Annotated in this window: 16 protein-coding genes and 3 pseudogenes; 8 read left to right on the top strand and 11 right to left on the bottom strand. The window is 70.7% G+C overall.

Annotated elements, in window-relative coordinates; all coding sequences use genetic code 11:
- Positions 1-457: 457 nt before the first annotated feature.
- The 3 genes and pseudogenes from ABZY57_RS05905 to ABZY57_RS05915 form a co-directional block, all read right to left on the bottom strand.
- The gene (locus tag ABZY57_RS05905; protein WP_356508669.1) at positions 458-1603 is read right to left on the bottom strand and encodes a winged helix DNA-binding domain-containing protein; all 1146 of its coding nucleotides are present in this window, start codon (positions 1601-1603) and stop codon (positions 458-460) included.
- A 163-nt stretch (positions 1604-1766) separates the two neighbouring features.
- Positions 1767-1901, bottom strand: a pseudogene (locus ABZY57_RS05910) (DUF5133 domain-containing protein); the annotation flags it as partial.
- Positions 1902-1951: 50 nt separating this feature from the next.
- A complete protein-coding gene (locus tag ABZY57_RS05915; RefSeq protein WP_356508549.1) occupies positions 1952-2302 on the bottom strand; it encodes an STAS domain-containing protein in 351 nt (116 codons plus the stop codon).
- A 127-nt stretch (positions 2303-2429) separates the two neighbouring features.
- On the opposite strand from ABZY57_RS05915, the gene ABZY57_RS05920 reads away from it, so the two are divergent.
- Positions 2430-2768 (top strand): winged helix-turn-helix domain-containing protein, encoded by a 339-nt coding sequence (locus ABZY57_RS05920; RefSeq protein WP_356508551.1) that lies wholly within the window; start codon positions 2430-2432, stop codon positions 2766-2768.
- 37 nt (positions 2769-2805) lie between these two features.
- Here ABZY57_RS05920 and ABZY57_RS05925 read toward each other — a convergent pair whose 3' ends face one another.
- The 3 genes from ABZY57_RS05925 to ABZY57_RS05935 form a co-directional block, all read right to left on the bottom strand.
- Entirely contained in the window at positions 2806-3333 is a 528-nt protein-coding gene (locus ABZY57_RS05925; protein ID WP_356508553.1) for a hypothetical protein, read from the bottom strand.
- A 90-nt stretch (positions 3334-3423) separates the two neighbouring features.
- Positions 3424-4212 carry an NAD(P)-binding domain-containing protein gene (locus ABZY57_RS05930; protein WP_356508671.1) on the bottom strand — a complete coding sequence of 263 codons (789 nt, stop codon included), beginning with the start codon at positions 4210-4212 and terminating at the stop codon, positions 3424-3426.
- Entirely contained in the window at positions 4128-4940 is an 813-nt protein-coding gene (locus tag ABZY57_RS05935) for an inositol monophosphatase (protein ID WP_356508555.1), read from the bottom strand. The genes ABZY57_RS05930 and ABZY57_RS05935 overlap by 85 nt, the downstream gene beginning before the upstream one ends.
- 114 nt (positions 4941-5054) lie before the next feature.
- Between ABZY57_RS05935 and ABZY57_RS05940 the strand changes: the two genes are divergently transcribed.
- Positions 5055-5999 carry a LysR family transcriptional regulator gene (locus ABZY57_RS05940; RefSeq protein WP_356508557.1) on the top strand — a complete coding sequence of 315 codons (945 nt, stop codon included), beginning with the start codon at positions 5055-5057 and terminating at the stop codon, positions 5997-5999.
- A gap of 182 nt (positions 6000-6181) precedes the next feature.
- On the opposite strand, the gene ABZY57_RS05945 is transcribed toward ABZY57_RS05940, so the two are convergent.
- Entirely contained in the window at positions 6182-7690 is a 1509-nt protein-coding gene (locus ABZY57_RS05945) for a DUF4246 domain-containing protein (RefSeq protein WP_356508559.1), read from the bottom strand.
- Positions 7691-7976: 286 nt separating this feature from the next.
- Positions 7977-8159 (bottom strand): hypothetical protein, encoded by a 183-nt coding sequence (locus ABZY57_RS05950; RefSeq protein WP_356508561.1) that lies wholly within the window; start codon positions 8157-8159, stop codon positions 7977-7979.
- Between the two features lie 534 nt (positions 8160-8693).
- Here ABZY57_RS05950 and ABZY57_RS05955 point away from each other — a divergent pair.
- A pseudogene (locus ABZY57_RS05955) lies at positions 8694-8972 on the top strand (VOC family protein); the annotation flags it as partial.
- A gap of 39 nt (positions 8973-9011) precedes the next feature.
- On the opposite strand, the gene ABZY57_RS05960 reads toward ABZY57_RS05955, so the two are convergent.
- Positions 9012-10262, bottom strand: coding sequence for a cation:proton antiporter (locus ABZY57_RS05960; RefSeq protein WP_356508563.1), 1251 nt, complete (start codon positions 10260-10262; stop codon positions 9012-9014).
- Positions 10263-10268: 6 nt separating this feature from the next.
- Positions 10269-10739, bottom strand: coding sequence for a TrkA C-terminal domain-containing protein (locus ABZY57_RS05965; protein WP_356508564.1), 471 nt, complete (start codon positions 10737-10739; stop codon positions 10269-10271).
- A gap of 492 nt (positions 10740-11231) precedes the next feature.
- Between ABZY57_RS05965 and ABZY57_RS05970 the strand changes: the two genes are divergently transcribed.
- A complete protein-coding gene (locus ABZY57_RS05970; RefSeq protein WP_356508566.1) occupies positions 11232-11711 on the top strand; it encodes an STAS domain-containing protein in 480 nt (159 codons plus the stop codon).
- 103 nt (positions 11712-11814) lie between these two features.
- Here the strand turns inward: ABZY57_RS05970 and ABZY57_RS05975 are convergent, their stop codons facing one another.
- Positions 11815-12243, bottom strand: a complete 429-nt coding sequence (locus ABZY57_RS05975; RefSeq protein WP_356508568.1) for an STAS domain-containing protein — start codon at positions 12241-12243, stop codon at positions 11815-11817.
- 346 nt (positions 12244-12589) lie between these two features.
- Here ABZY57_RS05975 and ABZY57_RS05980 point away from each other — a divergent pair, with 346 nt between their 5' ends.
- The 4 genes and pseudogenes from ABZY57_RS05980 (at position 12590) to ABZY57_RS05995 (ending at position 16463) form a co-directional block, all read left to right on the top strand.
- Positions 12590-13840 (top strand): cytochrome P450, encoded by a 1251-nt coding sequence (locus ABZY57_RS05980; protein WP_356508570.1) that lies wholly within the window; start codon positions 12590-12592, stop codon positions 13838-13840.
- 295 nt (positions 13841-14135) lie between these two features.
- Positions 14136-14528, top strand: a complete 393-nt coding sequence (locus ABZY57_RS05985) for a molybdopterin dinucleotide binding domain-containing protein (protein ID WP_356508572.1) — start codon at positions 14136-14138, stop codon at positions 14526-14528.
- 130 nt (positions 14529-14658) lie between these two features.
- Positions 14659-15654, top strand: a pseudogene (locus ABZY57_RS05990) (ATP-binding cassette domain-containing protein).
- Positions 15651-16463, top strand: coding sequence for an ABC transporter permease (locus ABZY57_RS05995; protein WP_356508574.1), 813 nt, complete (start codon positions 15651-15653; stop codon positions 16461-16463). The pseudogene ABZY57_RS05990 and the gene ABZY57_RS05995 overlap by 4 nt, the downstream one beginning before the upstream one ends.
- Positions 16464-16574: the final 111 nt, after the last annotated feature.

Here is a 16574-nt window from a genome sequence, read left to right on the forward strand (position 1 = left end):
GCCCTCGCCGAACTGCGCGAGGGGCTGGTGCCCCGGACACCTTCCCCACCGGCCGGCCCGCAAAGACGCCGAAGGCGACCTCAGAGCTGCCTGGCTACCGTGTCCGCCCCGCACTCCACGCAGCGCGGGCAGCGTTCGCGGCCGTCCCATGCAGACCAGCCGAAGTCGGTCGGGGCCAGGGGTCCCCCGCCCGTGTTGCGGACAGGCGCGCCCAACACGCCGCCCCCTCCAGCAGATCATGCCCGACGCCGCGGGCGGACCGTACGGGAAGAACCGCGCCGGTTAGGGCCCCGTCGGTTCCTCGCCCGCGCACATGGTCCCGGCAGCGCGGTCGTCGGCTCGGCGGGGTCGGCGGGCTCGGCCCTGTCGCCAACCACGGCAGCTCGTACGTCGCTCATCACCGGGTCATGCCACGGCGACACCACGGCCTGGCCGGGCCGGACCTGCTGAACACCCTTCAGGCATGAGCTCCGACGGTGACCGTGCCGACGGTCAGGCGCGGCCGGGCCTCGAGGAAGGCGCCGATGCGCTCGACTTGTTCGTCGAGCTGCTTGTGCTGTCGGGCGGTCAGTTCGCCGAACGGCTCGACGGTGATGGCGACTGCCTGGCCGGTCTTCTTCTGGTGCCAGACTCCCGCGACGACGCCGTCGACCACGAGCACCGGGTAGTTGCCGGCCTGGCCTCGGGCGAGCGCACGGTCCCGCGCCGGGCCGCGGTAGAGCAGTTCCCTGGGCTGCGCGCCGACGGCGAAGGCGTCGAAGTGCGGCAGCAGCAGGACGCCCCGGGCAGGCCCTCCGGGTTCGGTGTCTCCCTCGGCGGCCCAGGCGCGGATACCTTCCAGTGAGACCTCGGTGAGATCGCTGTTGCCGAAGATGCCGCGCGCCCAGGCGGGGGTGGTGGCCAGCCATCGGGCGAAGTGCTCGGGTGTGGCGGGTCCGTACGCGTGCAGGTATCGGCCCAGGAGCCAGCCGATCGCGTCGGAGTGCGGGGCGGGCGTGAAGCCGGGCAGCCATCGGGCCGGGCTGGTGTAGGTGACCTTGCGGCCCTTGTTCGGCCCGAAGCACAGCATTCCGCGGTGCGCTGCGGTCTCGGTCATCTGCCGCCAGCGCGGCCACTTGGTCTGGAAGGCCGGCATGACCGGGTCTGCGGCCCAGGAGCCGACCTGGTCGGCCAGTGCCTCGGTCAGCTCGTCGACGGTCAGCTCCCTGTCGGTGAGGATCGTTCCGATCGCCTCGACGAGCTCCTCGGTCTGCTCCTCGGTGATGCGGACGTCGGCCGCGAATCGGCCGGCGGCGGGGAGCGCGCCGAGGGCGCCGCACCACAGGGGCAGGTCGGCGGCGGGCAGGAGATGGACCGTGCCGCGGGGGCCGAAGGTCTTGACCAGGCTGTGGTCCGCCCACAACGCGTCCTGTACGTCCGTGTGCGTCGCGCCGCGCAGCCGCAGGCCGATCGACACCTCGGCGGCGGAGAGGACCTGTGCGTGCGTGCCGCACATCGCGGCCGCGGCGTCGGCCGGACCGCCCTGCGCAAGCGGCGGGACCAGCCCGTGACGGCTCAGGCGCCGCCCGCACACCTCGCTCCACGTCAGCTTCACAGACAAGATCCTTAAGGGTGGTGTCGGCGCTCACCGGCAACCCTAGGAACCAATGCGGACACCTGGTGTCCTACATGCCCGCAACCGGGCTCACTCACCTCTTCGGCCGCTGTCCGGACCCGCCCGTTCCCGAAGCCCACCGCCGGGCGGAGAGCGCGATACCTCCCGCGCCTCAGCCTTGGGTGTACTGCAGGGCTTCTCGTACCGCGGCGGGAGCGCAGGGCCGGCCCATGAGGACGCCCAGGGTGAGCAGGGTGTCGTCGAAAGCCCGGCGGGCGGTCTCGTCGGTGGGGACGGCGGCCAGGCGTAGGCGGGCGTCGAAGAAGCGGGGTCAAGGGGCTTTCGGGACGAGCACGGTCAGGCGAAGAGGGTCCGGGTGCCGGTGAGCTGGAGGAGCCGCTCGACGGGGCGGCCGGCAGCGGTGATGTGCAGGCGGCGGCCGGCCTGTAGCGCGGTGCGGCGGACGGCCAGCAGGGCATTGAGAGCGGAGCAGTCGCAGAAGGAGACCCGCTGCAGGTCGAGGAAGAGATCTCCGCGGTGCGCGGCAAGGGCAATCAGGAGGGTTCTTCTCAGCGCGGAGGCGTTGGAAAGGTCGATCTCCCCGCTCACGCGGACGCGGACGTCCCGGGCGGCCCCGGGAGCGACCTCGATGTTCAGGCCGGCGACGAAGGTGACGTCGAGGCGCTCTTCATACATGATCCCGGTCATGGCCGCCGCCTCCCCGAAACGTGTCCTGGGGCTGCCCCTTCAGCAGCATCGTCGGCACTCATCCGGCATACGTCAAGAATCACCTGAAAATCTGGACGTATATACAAAATATGGGCATGCTGTGGGTATGGGTGACAAGGCTCCCCCCAGAGCACCGTGGACGTTCCTGACCAGCCACGCACGGGTTCTCCTGGCCCTGGCGCGGGATCCCGCCGTACGCCTCCGGGATGTCGCCGCGACCTGCAGGCTCACCGAGCGGACCGTCCAGTCGATCGTCGCCGATCTCGAAGCGGCGGGGTACCTCACCCGGGCACGCGAAGGGCGCCGCAACCGCTACCGGATCACCCCCGGAGCCAAGTTCCGCCACCCGGCCGAGGCCGACCGCGACATCGCCGAGCTCCTCGCCGTGTTCGCACGGAAGCCGGGCACGACCGGAACCCCCCGCCACGAAGCACAGCGGGTCTGACCCGCCTCGACGGACACCCCGGCCGGTCAACTCCGACCTACTCGACTCCCACCTTCTCCAAGTCGGTCAACCGGGCAAGGATGCGCTGGGAGAGTTCCGCGGCCGTCAGCCGGAACTGGCTCCAGCGATCCTTGGAGTCCGGCTTCATCGACGCCGAGAACCGGAAGCGCCCCTTGCTGTTGGGCTCGGTCACCATCTCGCCGAACGTGCCGCTCGGTATCAGCCAGGCCATCATGATCGCCCCCAGCTCGACATCCACGGCGACGAACAGCATGTCCAAGTTGCTCCGCGGCTGGAACGTCTGCGACCGCACGAAGGCCATCAGCCGACCCTGCTGAACTTGCGTTCCAGTCGACATCCGCGCCTTCACCTGGACCGCCAGCGTCGCGGAACTCCCGCGCCGGTGAAAGACGAGGTCCACTCCCTCGTCGTCCACGAGCGAGGTCGAGACGTTCAACTCACCGCCCGTGGCAAGGATGCACGAGGCTGCGACCAAATACTCGGCGGCCTTCCCCATGCGTCCGGCAGCCGGGCTCTTGTCCAGGTAGTCCTCGTCATCGCTCATGACCGGAATCTACCGAGCTCTCGCAGCAGAAAGCGGGCGATGCCGCGTAGGCGGCACCGGGCAGCGCCGGAGCCCAGCGGGCGTTGTGGGTCAGCGGGCGAGGGAGACGGCGAAGGGCTGGAAGCCGTGCCGGCGCAGGATGTGGGGCACGAGCAGGATCATGGCCTCGGTGGCGCGGGCTGTGGTGATGTCGCCGAGGTCCTCGATGCCTTCGGGCTGCCAGCCCAGGTCGCCGAGCAGACCGGTGACGGTCCTCTTCGCGTGTTCGTCGTCGCCCGAGAGATAGGCCGTCGGTGGGACGGCCAGGGTGTCGGGGGCGGTCATGACCATGAACAGCATGGTGTTGAGGGTCTTGACCACACGGGTGTCGGGGAGCGCGGCCTGGAGCTTCTCGGCGAGGCTGCTGCCGGGATAGCACAGGTCACCGGGCAGGCCGTCGGCGGCGTGGCGGGTTGCGTTGGAGACGTCGACGAGGATCTTTCCGGAGAGCTCGGTGCGCAGGTCGGCGAGGCGCTCCAGGGAGCTGTCGCCGGGCGTCGCGTTGATCACGATGTCCGTGGTGCGGGCGGTGGTGCGCTGGTCGGCGAAAGCGATCCGCGCGGCGGGCGCGACAGTGCGGGCCGCAGCGTCTTCGGGGCTGCGGGCTCCGAGGGTGACGTGGTGTCCGGCTGCGGCGAGCTTGCCGGCGAGGTGGGTGCCGACGCGGCCGGCTCCCAGGATGCCGATGGTGGTCATGCGGTGACGCTCCTTGCGGTTGTGGGTGGGACGGGCGCGGGTGTGCGGGGGACGGCCGGTCAGGCGATCGGCGAGAGGGCCTTGAGGGCGGCGGTGTGGATGCCGGGGGCGGCGGCCAGGAAGTCGCGGCTGCCGGTGTTCCAGGGTTCGCCTGCCAGGTCCGTGACGGTGCCTCCGGCTTCGGAGACCAGCAGGGCGCCTGCGACCAGGCCGGAGCGGACGTCGGAGAACTGCCAGAACGCGTCCATGCGTCCGGCGGCGACGTGGATGAGCTGCATCGTGGCGGGGACGGACACGCGTACGACCAGGCCGTCGATGAGCATGGCGGTGACGGAGTCACCCATCCGCCGGAGGGTGCGTTCGTCCTCGCCGGGCTTCGCCTGGCCGGTGCCGACGAGCGCGGCGCTCAGGTCGGTCTTGGCGGACACCTTCAGGGGTCGGTCGTCGAGTCGGGCACCGGCGCCGGCGACGGCGGTGTAGGTGTCGCCGTTCAGCGGCAGGTGGACGACGGTGAGTACCGGCTGGTTGTCGCGGACCAGGGTGGCGGTGACGGCCCAGTCGTCCAGGCCGTGGACGTGGTTGATGTTGCCCTCGGCGGGGTCGACGACCCACCACTCGCCGGGCGGGAGCGCGCCGCCGGCCAGCTCGTCCTCGGCCCACCGGGAACCTTGGCGGGCCCGCAGCAGCGGTTCCCGCAGCACCTCCAGCACCGCGTCGTCGTTGGCGTGGATCTCGCCGACGACCTCGTCCAGACTCACGCCCCGGGCGTGCGAGGTGTAGCGGTCGCGCAGCGTGACGCCTGCGGCCTTGACCGCGGCGGTCACGTCGGAGAGGAGCGTCGCGTCGGCGTCGAAAGGCATGGCTGTGCTCATGGCGGACTCCCTGGATTCGGTAGAGGCGGGGTGGCTGGCTCGCCCCGCACTTCGAAGGTAGGAGACCCGATCGTTAACAACAAGTGCATGCTTGTCACTTGTAGAGTTACTGCCATGCAACTGGATTTGAACCTGCTCACGGCGCTGGACGCCCTGCTGGAAGAGGGGAGCGTTGCCGGCGCGGCAGCACGCCTCCATGTCACTTCACCGGCGATGAGCCGCTCCCTGGGCCGCATCCGCAAGGCCACCGGTGATGAGATCCTCGTCCGGACCGGCCGCAGCATGGTCCCCACCACCCGGGCGCTGGCCATGCGCGCCGAGGTCCACGCCCTCGTACAGCAGGCCCACCACCTCCTGTCCGCTCAGCAGGAACTCGACCTGCCGGCCCTTGACCGGGTGTTCACCGTGCGCTGGCACGACGCCCTGACCGCGGCTTGCGGCGCCGCCCTGACCAAGGCCGTCCACCAGCAGGCCCCCGGCGTCCGGCTGCGCCTGTCCGCCGAGCCCGGGACGGACGACGCCGAGCTGCGCCGGGGCGAGGTCGACCTCGAATCGAGCTCCAGCGCTCCGACGCTCCCCGACATCCACCACCGCCTCATCGGCAGTGACCGGCTGGTCGTCGCCCTCCGTCCGGGCCACCCGCTCATCGAAGGCCCGCTGAGCCTCGAGCGCTACGCGGCCGCCGAACACCTCACCGTCTCGCGGCGCGGAAGTCTGCGCGACCCCATCGACGACGCCCTGACCGCACGCGGCCTCGAACGACGCGTCGTCGCCGCCGGGCCCACCGCAGCCTTCGCACTGCGACTCGCCCTCGAGACCGACCTGATCGTCACCCTCCCCGACGCGGTCACCCGCGCGGCCCGGGACCACCTCGGCCTGGTGACGCTGCCGCCGCCGCTCCCACTGCCCGACGTACCCCTGTACCTGCTGTGGCACCAGCGCTACGACAACGACCGCGCCCACACCTGGCTGCGAGACCTGGCCGCCGAAACCGTCCGAGCACTCTTCGCACCACCGAGCGCCTCTCGGCAGCCCCTCACCCACCGGACCGGGCAGTGACGGGCTACGCCCGGGATAGGCGTGCGGCAACCTCGATGCAGTGCGTCCGCGTACGACTGACGTCGTGTCATGGCACCCAGCCGCCGAGTCCGCCCGGCGGCTTCGCGTGCGGCGACTGAAGCGACCGTCGCCTGGTCCTGGCGTCCCACTGGCCCGTCCGTACTGGTCCTCGCACCCGCGGTTCAGTGCTCGCAGAGGGAGAACTCCCTTTCGTAGAGCTGCTCGTTGTGTTCGTCGACGAAGAACTTCCTTTCCCGCATGAGTTCCTCGCGGTAGGCCTTGGCCTGCTCGAGCGTCATGGTCGACGTGTCGGACCAGGGCTGCTGCGGCGGTACGTCGGAAGTCGACACGATCCGATCCGCAGGGTCGACCAGGAAGAACGCGAGGATCTTGCGGTGTCCCGGGCGGGCGGGGTCCGCGAGGCGGAACGCGTCCACGCGGTGCTGCAGGACGTTGGGGAACGCCAGGCAGCGGCCCGCGGGGGTCGGTACCGAGCCCAGCACCTGGTTCAGCGCGTCTTCGTCCTGGAGGCCATAGACCTCGCGCAGCCCGTCGTCGTCGTTCTGTTCGTAGTGCGGGTCGTCGAGTGCGGCCCGGAACCCCAGGCGGCTCTCGGTGATGTTCTCGCTGTCCCAGTAGTAGATGCCGGTCGAGACGATCCGCTCGTTCAGCATTCCCTCGACATGCCAGGAGCCTCCGGCGTACTCGGGCGCGTCCGGGGTGAGGTGGACGGTGGCGAGCTTGACGATGACCTGGAGCCGGCGGCCGCGCAGGTCGACCCGGGCGTCGGCGTCGGGCAGTGCGGGCGGGCTGAAGGCCGGAGCGTCCGGGACGTTCGGGCTGCGGTTCTCCCGCCATGCCTCATAGGCCTCTTCCCAGACAGCGCGGGCATCCATGTACGTCGCGTCGTCACTGTAGGACGACCGACGCGGATACTCCGGTTCCGAGTCGTACCAGCCGTAGGGATCGGCCTCGATCCGCAGGGCCCGCGGGTGGAGAAGATCGGTGAGCACGTTCTCGAACAGCGGGCGCAGGCGCGCGAACACGTCGGGCAGGACGCACGCCAGGGCGCGATGCGCCTCGGGGTGGACGTTGTTGACGTACGAGCGGAAGGCGACGGCCCCGTCGTCACTGACGTCGACGTCCGTGGGCAGCCACTGGAACCTCTCCGAGAACTCGTACTTCGAGTACTGGTTCGTCGGGTTCTGCCAGGCCCGCTCGGGTCCGCCGCTCACGTCGCTCACCAGGCAGAACAGTGAGGGGTGCACGAGGTCCAACACCTGGCCGCCGGATCCCGGATGCCAGTCCCGATCCGCTTCGGGGACCTCTTCCAGGACCCGGGCCGCCTCACGCAACCGGGACCTGAGCTGCTCGTCGACGAGGGTGTCCGACTGCCAGACGCCGTCGACCGCGGACACCTCGATGCCGGTCCCTGCGTCCCGCAACGCGGCGTAGTGCCCCAACTCGGCGAGGACGTAGCCCACCTGCGCTTGGGTCAGACCCTGCGCCACCGCTTCCTGCGTCCATCGGGCGACGACGTCGGCGTTCTTCATCTTGTCGAACCACGCGGGTTTGGCCCGCAGGTGCGAGCTGCACTGCATCATCTGCAACTCCCGCAGCGTCCGGGGCGTCGCGAACGCCCGGGAACGGGAGGTCTGAAAAGGCAGCGGGAAGGCGGACAGGCCGGTCACTTCTGGTGGTCCTCACGATCGGTGTGCGGTGCCCGGAAGAATAGCCCGCCCCACTGACACCACAGCCGGGGCCCCAAGCAGCAGGGACCGGCGCGGTCGCCCGCCCGGGAGCCGGGCACCACCAGCCGTGATCGCGTGGCGCGGCGGTTCTTCTCTTGACCGACGCGATGGCGTTCTCGCGTCCCACGCCAGGGAATTGCAGTGTCCGGGGCGGTCCGTCACCGTGCCCCCGTTGACATGGGGTGGGTACACCGCACGGCGCACCCACCCCATTCGTCGTGCGGGTCTACGGGAGCTTCAGCCACGGGCTGCGGAACGGCAGCGTCCACGTCCCGGAAGCGGTCCAGTTGATCTGCGTGTAGTTGGCATACGCCTCACCGGTCTCGGCCGTGGTGTCGCCGAAGTCAGGAGCCGTGAAGTGCTTGTCGTCGACTGCTCCCGAGGGGCAGGGGTACACCTTGTTCGACACGACCTGCGAATTGCCCGTCCGGACTGTCCGAATGGCGATGTTGCAGGCCGGGTGCCCCGCAGCCAGACTGATGTACGCGTCGGGTCGCCCCACTCCCCACCGGGGCGAGCTGATACAGGGCTTGATCTTGACCCACTGACCGCCGGACCCGGCGTAGTAGGTGCCGCAGCCGCCTCCGCCGGCCGCCTGGGCGTGGGTACCCGCCGTGACGGACGCCACCACGATTCCGACTACGGCGCCGGTTCGTGCCGCTGTGTGAATGAATCCACGCATGAATCCCCCGTGCAAGTTCCCCGCCGGTCATCGGCAGGACGGTGGGCCTCACGGTAGGACAGGCGGCGCGCTCCGGAGCGTAGGCGTGCGGAAGGTTGCGGATCTTGAGAGCTTCCCACGGACTGCCGATGTCAGCGCGTGATCCGTCCTCAGAGCTGACCGCTGCGCAGCGGTAGCGGGCCGGGGTGGTGAAGCAGGAGGTGCGGGCCCCGGTGCCCTCTCCCCCACGTTCGATCACGTGGGGGTTCGGCCGGTCCCGGCTGGGTGATGTGGGGCGAGGTCGCGGGCGGCAACGGCTTCCGCGTCATGGCCTACGACGTGCCTTCGCAGCTGCCCTGGAGCCAGGGGCGGAATCCGTTCTTCGTCTCCGTGCGCGGTGACGACACCCGGGAGATCAGCGCCCTGTGGGGCAAGCTCGCCGTGGGCTCGACCGTGATCCGTCCGCTGGAGCCCGCGCAGTGGGCACCGCTGTACGGCATGCTCACCGACCGGCTCGGCATCACCTGGGTCCTGGACGTCGCCTCCCCGTACAACGGCTGACGTCGGGACGCCGAGCGGCCACGGGTCACGTCCGGTGTCTCATGGGCGGCCGGCCGGGTCCTGGGCCTGGTCCCTGAGGTCCTCCGCGGATCCCGGCTGCGCGGGCACTGCGGCCAGGACGGCACCCGACGACCTGCGTCGCCGGCCGGCCCAGGCGGCCACGGGTTCGGTGTAGCGGGCGGTGAGCGGGCCCGTCACCACGAGGATCAGCACGTACGCGGTCGCGAGCGGGCCCAGCGCTGGCTCGATGCCCGCCGTGACGGCGAGGCCCGCGATGACGATGGAGAATTCGCCGCGGGCCACCAGGGTGCCCCCGGCCCGCCAGCGACCCTTGACGCCGACCCCGGCCCGCTGGGCCGCCCAGTATCCGGTCGCGATTTTCGTACCGGCCGTGACCACTGCGAGCGCGAGCGCGGGCAGCAACACGGGCGGGATGCTCGCGGGATCGGTGTGCAGGCCGAAGAACACGAAGAACACGGCTGCGAACAGGTCCCGCAGGGGACTCAGCAGGGTGTGTGCGCCCTCGGCCACCTCTCCCGAGAGGGCGATGCCGACGAGGAAGGCACCGACCGCGGCGGACACCTGGAGGTGCTGCGCGACGCCCGCCACCAGCAGGGTCAGACCGAGGACCACGAGGAGGAGCTTCTCGGGGTCGTCGCTGGAGACGAACCGGGAGATGTGACGTCCGAAGCGGACCGCGACGAAGAGGACCGCTCCGGCGACGCAGAGGGCGATGGCGAGCGTCGCGCTCCCGGCGGCGAGGCTCACGCCGGCCAGGAGGGCGGTGATGATCGGCAGGTAGACCGCCATGGCGAGGTCTTCGAGGACCAGGATGGACAGGATGACCGGGGTCTCCCGGTTGCCGACGCGGCCGAGGTCCCCCATGACCTTGGCGATGACACCGGAGGACGAGATCCAGGTGACCCCTGCCAGGACCACGGCGGCGACCGGACCCCAGCCCATCAGCAGGGCTGCGACCGCGCCCGGTACGGCGTTGAGGGCGAAGTCGACCAGCCCGGCCGGGTACTGGGTTCTGAGGTTGGAGACCAGGTCGCTGGCCGTGTACTCCAGGCCCAGCATCAGCAGGAGCAGGATGACGCCGATCTCGGCGCCGATCGCGACGAACTCCTCGCTCGCCCCCATGGGCAGGAGTCCGCCGGTGCCGAAGGCGAGTCCGGCCAGCAGGTACAGGGGTATCGGGGAGAACTGGAAGCGGCCGGCGAGTCTGCCCAGCAGGCCCAGGCCGAGGATGATCGCACCGAACTCGATCAGGAACACCGCGGAGTGCACAGGCGATCACTCCCGTCCGAGCAGGGAGGCTGCCGCGCCGACGCCCTCGCGGGTGCCGATCACGATGAGCGTGTCCCCGCCGGCGAGCCGGAAATCGGGTGCGGGGGACGGGCGGGCTTCCGCGCGGCGCAGTACGGCCACGATCGACGCGCCGGTCTCGGTCCGCATCCGCGTCTCGCCCAGCAGGCGGCCGTTCCAGTACGAATGGACGGACAGCTCGATCCGCTCGGCCACCAGCCCGAGATCGGTGGTGTGCAGCACGTTCGGACTGTGGTGAGCGGGCATCAGCGCGTCGATCAGGGAGGCCGTTTCCGCACCCGTCAGGTGCAGCGACTGGGCACAGGCGTCGGGGTCGTCAGCCCGGTAGAGGTTCACTGTCCGGGTTCCGTCGCGGTGCGCGACCACGGACAGGTGGCGGCGCTCGCGGGTGGTGAGGTCGTACTGGACCCCGATGCCGGGCAGTGGTGTGGTGCTCATCCGTGGAGCAGGCACAGCTGTCCCCCCTCGTGTTCGCTCGTACGTGGTGCCTTGGCGGCGGACGCCCGGTCCCGGGCAGGAGAAGCCGCACGGCGGGCCCATCGTGCCACTTTCCCGCTGCCGGACATACGGGTGCCGGCACAGAGGGACAGTACCCCTCCACCAGAGTGCGGACGGGGACGGGACGTGGGCTCCGCCGCAGTTCAGAGCACCTGGAGACGGGATGGCCGGCGGGTCGGGGCGGAAGCTGGGGGACCGACTGGAAAGGTATGTGGCGTTCCGCAACGATCTGCACCAGGCCCGTCCAGGGGATGCGCGAGACGAGCGCTGCCGATCGGCGCCGGACTCCTCGTCCGTCGCCGGCCGCGCCCGCGTTCGCCGGCAGCCAGGACGGGCTTGCCCTGGGGTGGCAGTCGGGTCGAATATCGTTCCGAGAGACCGTGTCGTTGGGGCGCCATTCCACGGGCCCCGGGGATGGCGAGGTGAAACGCCATGAAACCGGCTTTCCACATCGGGACCACACGCAAGGGCAGCACGCTTGCCCTGGTCCCTGCCGGAGACCTCGACCTGGACAGCTGCCCGGCCTTCGACCAGGTGGAGCAGATGGCCGACCAGGGGACCACGGTCGTGGCCTGCAGCATGGAGCGCGTCCCCTTCATGGACCTCAACGGCTTGCACTGCCTCCTCGCCCTGGCCCACCGCCTCGAAACCCGCGGCACCCGGCTGATCGTCTACGCCTGGCAGCCGCAGCCCCGGCGCCTCCTCGGGCTCGTCGACGACCTGAGCGACCTGCCCGACGCCAAAGTCCGGGAACGCCTGGCCGCCGCGGCAGCCCTACGGAGCGTTCTCGACCACCGCGCGCACGAAGGCCACGATCACGGCGTACGGACGCCCGACTCCGGCTCCGTCCGGTCCGGTGCCATCGCGGGGCTCAGCCGCAGACCAGGCGCGTTCCGCTCCTCGGCTGCGTGAGACCGCCGGGTCCGCCCCCTGTGACCTTCTCGCGCGGGGTGTCGGCTGCTGGGCCCTGCCGGGGCCTCGGCGCGGGTCAGTCGTGACGTCCGGGTATCTCGTCCTACCAGTGGGGCAGGATCTCCCTCGCCGTCCGCATCCCACGGGCGGCGTCGTGCCGTTCCCGTTCTGCCCCCTCCCGGATCATGCGTCGAAAGCCGATGAGCGCGCAGTGCTCGGCGGAATCGGGCCCGTCCCCGGGCAGTCTGGCGATGGAGTCCATGAGGCGCTGCGGCTGAGGTTGCCATCCCGCGACGACGACCCCGAGGCCGCCGCTCTCCAGGCGCCTGTGGAGGTCGAGGAAGTACAGGAAGCCGGCCGAGTCCATGAACGACACCTCGTGGACGTCGATCAAGGCGACGGAGACCCGGGACAGCACGGCGTCGATCACCTGGTGGAGCGCCGGTCCGGCTGCCGCGTCCAGCTCGCCCACGGCGCTGACCAGGGCCGAGGTGCCGGCGTACTGGATCGCCGTGGCGAAAGAGGCCGTCATGGTGGTGCCCTTCCTGCTGCCAGTTGGCCTTGTCGGGCGGCGCCTTCGCCGCCCGAGGGACCCCAATCCTGCCCGCGACCGGCACGCCGTACGGGACAGGGCGCGCCGCCGAACGGACCAGGCCCGTCCACCGTCGGCCCTGCGGATCGTACGGATCCCCAAACGTGCACGGTGCCCTTTTCGCCCGTTCGGACCCCTTTGATTGATCCTTTCAGGGCAGTGTCTCGCGCATGAAGTGACAGTGACCGCCCACGACCGCCTTCCGCGCCGCCGGGCGACCGGATACCCCGGGACGGCAGGATCCGGCATCGGGTGTGCGGCACCGCCCATGGGGCAGGCGCACTGTATGTCCCTTTTGAAGCATTCCGTCGCTCCATGGACCGACAGCACGCTCTCCCTCCTCACGCAGGGCTACGCGTGGCTTCCCGACCGGATGCGGGCCGCCGAGGACGGCCCGGTCAGAACCCACCTGCTGGGCCGGCCGACGATCGCGCTGCGCGGTCCGGAGGCGGTCCGGTTCTTCTACGACGAGGACCACGTCGTACGGGCCGCCGCCCTGCCGGATCCCGTGCTGGCCACCCTGTTCGGGTACGGCGCCGTCCATAGCCTCGACGGCCGGGCACACCGCGTCCGCAAGGCCATGTTCCTCTCGCTCCTCACGGATGCGAACGTTGTCGCGACACTGGGCGCGCTCGTCCGGAGGCGTTTCCTGGACACCGTGACCGGCCGTCCGTGGGACCGCCAGGTCCTCTTCGACACCGCCGCCGAGTCCCTCGCACTGGCCGTCTGCGACTGGGCGGGCCTCCCCCTGGCCGGCGCGACGGTCGCGGACCTGTCCCATGACTGCACGGCCATGGTCGACGGCTTCGCGACGCCCGGTCCGCGCCACGTCCGTGCTCTCCGGGCCCGGTCGCGGCAGGAGCATGCCCTCGCGAATCTGGTCACCGACGTCCGCGCGACGCGGGCCGACGCGGTCACCGCGGGTTCCGCCCTCGGCGTCGTGGCCCGCCACCGTGACGCCGACGGCAATCTTCTGGACCCCCGGATCGCCGCCGTCGAACTGCTGAACATCATCCGGCCCACGGTCGCGATCGCCTGGTTCGCCACCTTCGCCGCCCACGCCCTGCACCGCTGGCCCCACCACCGCGAACTGCTGCGCTCCGGCACCGACGACGGCTACGCCGTGGCCTTCGCCCACGAGGTACGGCGCTTCTACCCGTTCGCCCCCTTCGTCGCAGGCCTCGCGGCGCGCGACCTGACCTGGCGGGGCGAGGAGATCGCGAAGGACACCCTGATGCTGCTCGACCTGTACGGCCAGAACCACGACCCCGCCCTGTGGACCACCCCGTACCGGTTCGATCCGCACCGCTTCGCCGGTCCGCACGGCCCGCTCGACCTCCTGGTGGCCCAGGGCGGCGGTGACCCCGCCCACGGCCACCGGTGCCCCGGTGAGGACATCACCGTGACCGTCCTCGCGGTCCTGGCGACGGAGCTGGCCCGGCTCGACTTCGACGTCCCCGAGCAGGATCTGTCCATCCCCCTGTCACACATTCCGACCCTGCCCCGCAGCGGCTTCGAGCTGATCCTGCGCCCCTAGGCCGCCTCTTTCGGATCAGGGACGGCCGGCTCGTCGGAGTCCGCGGCGTGGCCCGGGACCGGGTGAACCGGGGCCGCCTCGACGTCAAGGACCTCTACGGCCGGCAGGCCATCTCCTCCTCACGGGCACCCCGCACGACGAAGACGCCTACCGCTCCCTGAACCCCGACGGCAAGGCGGTCCTGCGCGCCGCCCCGTACGTCCCTGCGCCCGAGCAGCCCGACGCCGACCACCCCCTGTGGCTCACCACCGGCCGCACCCTGTACCAGTTCCACACCCGGACCCGGACCGGGCGTGTGCCCGAACTGCGGGCCGCCGCCCCCGACATGTGGATCGAGATGTCCGCGGCCGACGCTGCGGCGGCCGGGATCACGGAGGGGGACCTCGCCGAGGTGTCCACCCGGCGAGGAACCGTCCGGGCCCGGGCGCGCATCACCGGCATTCGGGAAGGCGTCGTCTTCCTGCCGTTCCACTACGGCTACCGGGACGCCCCCGACGGAGCCGGCCACCACCGGGCCGCCAACGAACTCACCGCCGCCACCTGGGATCCGGCCTCGAAACAGCCGCTGTTCAAGACCGGCACCGCCCGCATCGCCCTGGCTGGGCCTCTCCGGCCCGGCACCGGCGCCCACGACCACCGCCTCCACCCCTGCGACCGCCCCGGCCGCGCGGCGCGACGCAGGGCGTGAGAAGGGCACCTGAACGACCAGGAACGCACTCGATACCACCGCCGGTGCCCAGCGGAGGCGGACTGTCAGGGGCGTGGGTCACAGTTGAGAAGAGCGACGGTGCATCCCGCGTGGACACGAGGTGATCCTGATGAAGCAGGCGATCCGAGCCGAAGGGCTGGCCAAACGCTTCAAGGAGACGCGTGCGCTGGCCGGGGTGGATCTTCAGGTACCGCCAGGGACCGTCTGTGGCTTGCTGGGCCCCAACGGAGCGGGGAAGACCACCGCCGTCCGCATCTTCGCCACCCTCCTGCTCCCGGACGGCGGGCGGGCGGAGGTCGGCGGCCATGACGTCGTCCGGGCCGCGGGACGGGTCCGTTCCCTGATCGGGCTCACGGGACAGTACGCCGCCGTGGACGAGAACCTGACCGGTACGGAGAACCTGCTGATGATCGGCCGGCTGCTCGGCATGCCGCGCGGCGACGCCCGGGCCCGGGCGGCCGACCTGCTCGACCGGTTTCATCTGACCGACGCCGCGGGGAGGGCCGCCAAGGCGTACTCGGGGGGCATGCGGCGGCGGCTCGACCTCGCGGCCAGCCTGGTCGGCCGGCCGGAGATCCTCTTCCTCGACGAACCGACCACCGGGCTCGACCCCCACAGCCGCGGCTAGGTGTGGGACATGCTGCGCGCCCTGGTCTCGGAGGGCATGACCACCCTGCTGACCACGCAGTACCTGGACGAGGCCGATCGGCTCGCCGACAACATCGTGGTGATCGACAAGGGCGCGGTGATCGCCGACGGCACCCCGGACGAGCTGAAGTCGCAGGTGGGCGGGCAGGTACTGCAGCTGCGCCCCGCCCGCGCGGCCGATCTCGGCGCGGCGCACGCGCTGATCACGGAGGCGGCCGGACCACAGACCAAGATCGAGGGTGACGGGATCACCGCGCCCGTCAGCGATCCGGGGCTCATGCCGAGCGTGGTGCGCAGACTGGACCAGGCGGGTATCGAAGTCGGCGAACTGACCCTGCGGCGCTCGTCCCTCGACGAGGTGTTCATGGTGCTGACCGGTCACCGCGCGGCACCGGACGGAGCCGGCGCCGGGACCGAGTCCGACGACGAGCACGTGACGGCGGGGAGCCCGTCATGACGAGCACGACGAGCCTCGACGGCATGAGCCGCAGCGGCAGGGTGCGGCCCCTCGTGGCCATGCGGCAGACCGCCACCATGGCGTGGCGCAGTCTGGTCTCGGTGAAGCACAACCCTCTGGAACTCGTCGACTACAGCATCACCCCGATCATGTTCGTGTTCCTGTTCACCTACGTCTTCGGTGGCCAGATGGCGGGTTCGCCGCAGGAGTACCTCCAGTACGCACTCGCGGGGATCATCGTCCAGAACACGCTCTTCATGAGCATGTACACCGCCATGTCGTTGAACTCCGATCTCACCAAGGGGGTCTTCGACCGGCTGCGCAGTCTGCCCATCGCCCGGTCGGCACCGCTCTTCGGCCGCATCACGGCCGACCTGGCCAAGCAGCTCTGGGCCATGATCCTCATGATCGCGCTGGGCCTGCTGCTGGGCTTCGAGATCACCGGGGGCCTCGTGGGCTTCCTCGGTGCGACCGCGTTGCTGCTGACCTTCGCCGCCGCCGTCTCGTGGACCGCGGTACTGATCGGGATGGTGGCCGGGGACGTCGAGAAGGTGCAGGTCTACGCCTTCACGTTCATCTTCCCGATCACGTTCACCAGTAGCGCCTTCGCCCAGGTCGACACGATGCCCGGCTGGCTCCAGGCGTGGGTGGAGGTCAACCCCGTCACGCATCTGTCGGACGCGTTCCGCGGACTCCTGCTCGGCACCCCCGCGGGCCAGCCGATCGTCTGGTCCCTGGTCTGGGCGGCGGGCATCGCGGCTGTCTTCATGCCACTGGCGATGCGCGCGTACCGGTCCCAGGACCGTTGACCGCTCGGTTCGGCGCGGCCCGGTCAGCGCAGGGTTTTCCAGAACGCGTAGCGGTGGTCCTCGGCGAAGTCCGCGGGGTGGATGCCGCCGGGCGCCGCGGCGAGGGACTGT

Source organism: Streptomyces sp. NPDC006450 (assembly GCF_040612195.1).
Lineage (GTDB): Bacteria > Actinomycetota > Actinomycetes > Streptomycetales > Streptomycetaceae > Streptomyces.